Here is a 3,775-nt window from a genome sequence, read left to right on the forward strand (position 1 = left end):
ACAGCACGATGATGCCGAGCGTGAAGAGCAGCTTCTTGCGCAGGTCGGGCGTCTTGAACGCCCGGGCGAACGCGGTGAGCACGGTGCCTCCTGCGCCCCGCCAGCCGCCCGGCTCCCGTCCCGCTCGCGCCCCGCCCCTTCCCATCGGGCCACCGGGCCCCTAGCCTGACGAACCGTCAGATCCGCTGCTCCGGGAGGCCCGTCATGCTGCTGCAAGGGAAGACCGTCATCGTCTCCGGCGTCGGGGCCGGGCTCGGGCACCAGGTCGCCGCCACCGTGGTGCGGGACGGGGGGAACGCCGTACTCGGGGCGCGCACCGAGGCCAATCTGGCCAAGTCCGCCGCCGAGATCGACCCCGACGGGGCGCACACCGCCTACCTGCCCACCGACATCGGCGACGAGCGCCAGTGCGAGGCCCTCGCCGCGCTCGCGCAGGAGCGGTTCGGCCGGATCGACGCCGTCGTGCACGTCGCCGCCTGGGACTCGTACTTCGGCGGCCTCGAGGACGCCGACTTCGGGACCTGGCAGCAGATCATCGACGTGAACCTGCTGGGGACGCTCCGGATGACCCGGGCCTGCCTGCCCGCGCTCAAGCAGAACGGCGGCTCCGTCGTCATCATCGGCACGCAGTCCGCCGTCGCCGCGCCCAACGAGGTCCAGCAGGCCGCCTACGCCGCCTCCAAAGGCGCCCTGACCTCGGCCATGTACTCCATGGCCCGCGAGCTCGGACCACACCGGATCCGGGTCAACACCGTGCTCCCGGGCTGGATGTGGGGCCCGCCCGTCCAGGCCTTCGTCACCTTCACCGCCCACACCGAGAACGTCCCCGAGGCCGAGGTCCACGCCCGCCTCACCCAGCGCATGGCCCTGCCCGACCTGGCCACCGACGGGGACGTCGCCGACGCAGCGGCCTTCCTCGCCTCCGACCGGGCGCGGGCGATAACCGGCCAGTCACTGCTGGTCAACGCCGGTGAGCTGATGCGATGACCATCCCGACGGGCGCCCCCCTGCCCGTACGACCGGATCGTATGCTCGGCGCATGACCACTCCGAGTGACGCTCCGACCGACAACGCGATGCGCCGCGCCCTGCGGCGGGCACGCGACGGCGTCGCGCTCGACGCGACTGAGGCGGCCGTACTCCTCCAGGCGCGCGGCGAGGCGCTCGACGACCTCACCGCCTCCGCCGCACGCGTGAGGGACTCCGGACTCGCCGCCGCCGGGCGGCCCGGTGTCATCACGTACTCGAAGAGCGTGTTCATCCCCCTGACCCGCCTGTGCCGCGACAAGTGCCACTACTGCACCTTCGCCACCGTCCCCGGCAAGCTCCGCCGCGCCGGCCACGGGATGTACATGTCCCCGGACGAGGTCCTCGACATCGCCCGCCGCGGCGCGGCGCTCGGCTGCAAGGAAGCGCTCATCACCCTCGGCGACAAGCCCGAGGACCGCTGGCCCGAGGCACGCGAGTGGCTCGAGGCGGAGGGGTACGACGACACCATCTCCTACGTCCGGGCCATCTCCATCCGGATCCTGGAGGAGACCGGCCTCCTCCCCCATCTCAACCCCGGTGTGATGTCCTGGGCCGACTTCCAGCGGCTCAAGCCCGTCGCCCCGTCCATGGGCATGATGCTGGAGACCACGGCCACCCGCCTGTGGTCGGAGCCGGGCGGCCCGCACCACGGCTCGCCCGACAAGGAGCCGGCGGTCCGGCTGCGCGTGCTGGAGGACGCCGGGCGCTCCTCCGTGCCCTTCACCAGCGGGCTGCTCATCGGCATCGGCGAGACGTACGAGGAGCGTGCGGAGTCCCTGTTCGCGCTGCGCCGCGTCGCCCGCGCCTACCACGGCATCCAGGAGCTGATCATCCAGAACTTCCGCGCCAAGCCGGACACGGCGATGCGCGGAATGCCGGACGCCGAACTCGACGACCTCGTCGCCACGATCGCCGTCGCCCGGCACATCATGGGCCCGTCCGCCTGCCTGCAGGCGCCGCCCAACCTGGTCGACGGGGAGTACGCCCGGCTGATCGGCGCCGGGATCGACGACTGGGGCGGCGTCTCGCCGCTGACCCCCGACCACGTCAACCCCGAGCGCCCGTGGCCGCAGATCGACCTGCTGGCCGAGCGGTCCGCGGCGGCCGGCTTCGAGCTGCGGGAACGGCTCTGCGTCTACCCGGAGTTCGTGCAGCGCGGCGAGCCCTGGCTCGACCCCCGGCTGCTGCCGCACGTGCGCGCGCTCGCCGACGGGGACACCGGGCTGGCCAACGCGTCCGCGCGGGTCCAAGGCCTGCCGTGGCAGGAGCCGGACGAGGGCTTCACCGCCTACGGGCGCACCGACCTGCACACCGCCATCGACACCGAGGGCCGCACCGGCGACCGCCGCGAGGACTTCGACCACGTCTACGGCGACTGGGACGCACTGCGCGAGGCGGCCGCGCCCGGGATGCTGCCCGAGCGCATCGACACCGACGTACGGGCCGCGCTCGCGCAGGCCGCCGACGATCCGACGGGGCTCACCGACGCACAGGCCCTCGCCCTGCTGCACGCCGACGGGCCGGCCCTGGACGCCCTCTGCCGGATCGCCGACGACCTGCGGGCATCGGTGGTCGGGGACGAGGTCACCTACATCGTCACGCGCAACATCAACTTCACCAACGTCTGCTACACCGGCTGCCGCTTCTGCGCCTTCGCGCAGCGCCGCACGGACGCCGACGCGTACACGCTGTCCCTGGAGCAGGTCGCCGACCGGGCCGCCCAGGCCTGGGACCTGGGCGCGGTCGAGGTCTGCATGCAGGGCGGCATCCACCCGGACCTGCCCGGGACGGCGTACTTCGACATCGCACGCGCGGTCAAACAGCGGGTCCCCGGGATGCACGTGCACGCCTTCTCGCCGATGGAGGTGATCAACGGCGCCACGCGCACGGGAATGTCCGTACGGGAGTGGCTGACGGCCGCCAAGGAGGCCGGCCTGGACTCCATCCCGGGCACGGCGGCGGAGATCCTGGACGACGAGGTGCGGTGGGTCCTGACCAAGGGCAAGCTGCCGACGGCGGACTGGATCGAGGTCGTCACCACCGCGCACGAGCTGGGCATCCGCTCCTCGTCGACGATGATGTACGGGCACGTGGACCAGCCGCGGCACTGGCTCGGGCACTTGCGCACGCTGGCCCGCATCCAGCGGGAGGCGCTGGCCAAGAACGTGGCCGGCTTCACGGAGTTCGTGACGCTGCCGTTCATCCACACCAACGCGCCCGTCTACCTGGCGGGCATCGCCCGGCCGGGGCCGACGGCCCGCGACAACCGGGCGGTCACGGCGATGGCGAGGATCCTGCTCCACCCGTACATCCCCAACATCCAGACCAGCTGGGTCAAGCTGGGCACCGAGGGCGCGGCGGAAATGCTCCGGTCCGGGGCCAACGACCTGGGCGGGACCCTGATGGAGGAGACGATCTCGCGGATGGCGGGGTCGAGCTACGGCTCGTACAAGTCGGTCCGGGACCTGATCGCCGTGGCGGAGGCGGCCGGGCGGCCCGCGAAGGCCCGGACGACGCTGTACGGGGAGGTCCCGCGGGAACGCCAGGACGCTGCCCGCGCCTCGGACGGCCACCTGCCGGACCTGCTGCCCGTACTGGACTAGGACGGCTGGCACCCGGCCGGGCCCGTCGCCCCGGCCGGGGCATGCTGAGACCTAGGGGGTGTCTGACGGAGGTCCGCGGCGTCGCGGTGCCCGGCACGCACTCTCGCCGCACCGGCCGAAAGCCCAAGTACGTCCAGTACGGGG

The 3,775-nt window shown here is 72.7% G+C and carries 2 protein-coding genes; both read left to right on the forward strand.

Annotated features, from left to right (window positions below; translation table 11 throughout):
• Positions 1-204 precede the first annotated feature (204 nt).
• A complete protein-coding gene (locus AB0D44_RS34225) occupies positions 205-987 on the forward strand; it encodes an SDR family oxidoreductase (RefSeq protein ID WP_362598773.1) in 783 nt (260 codons plus the stop codon).
• Between the two features lie 52 nt (positions 988-1,039).
• Complete coding sequence (locus tag AB0D44_RS34230) at positions 1,040-3,631, forward strand: bifunctional FO biosynthesis protein CofGH (RefSeq protein ID WP_362598775.1); 2,592 nt, start codon at positions 1,040-1,042, stop codon at positions 3,629-3,631.
• The last annotated feature ends 144 nt before the right edge of the window (positions 3,632-3,775 follow it).

Source organism: Streptomyces sp. NPDC048349 (assembly GCF_040651925.1).
GTDB lineage: Bacteria > Actinomycetota > Actinomycetes > Streptomycetales > Streptomycetaceae > Streptomyces.

Bases quoted from the DNA above. Each gene is read 5' to 3' on its own strand.
- AB0D44_RS34225 (WP_362598773.1), top strand. From the start codon at position 205: ATGCTGCTGCAAGGGAAGACCGTCATCGTCTCCGGCGTCGGGGCCGGG.
- AB0D44_RS34230 (WP_362598775.1), top strand. From the start codon at position 1,040: ATGACCACTCCGAGTGACGCTCCGACCGACAACGCGATGCGCCGCGCC.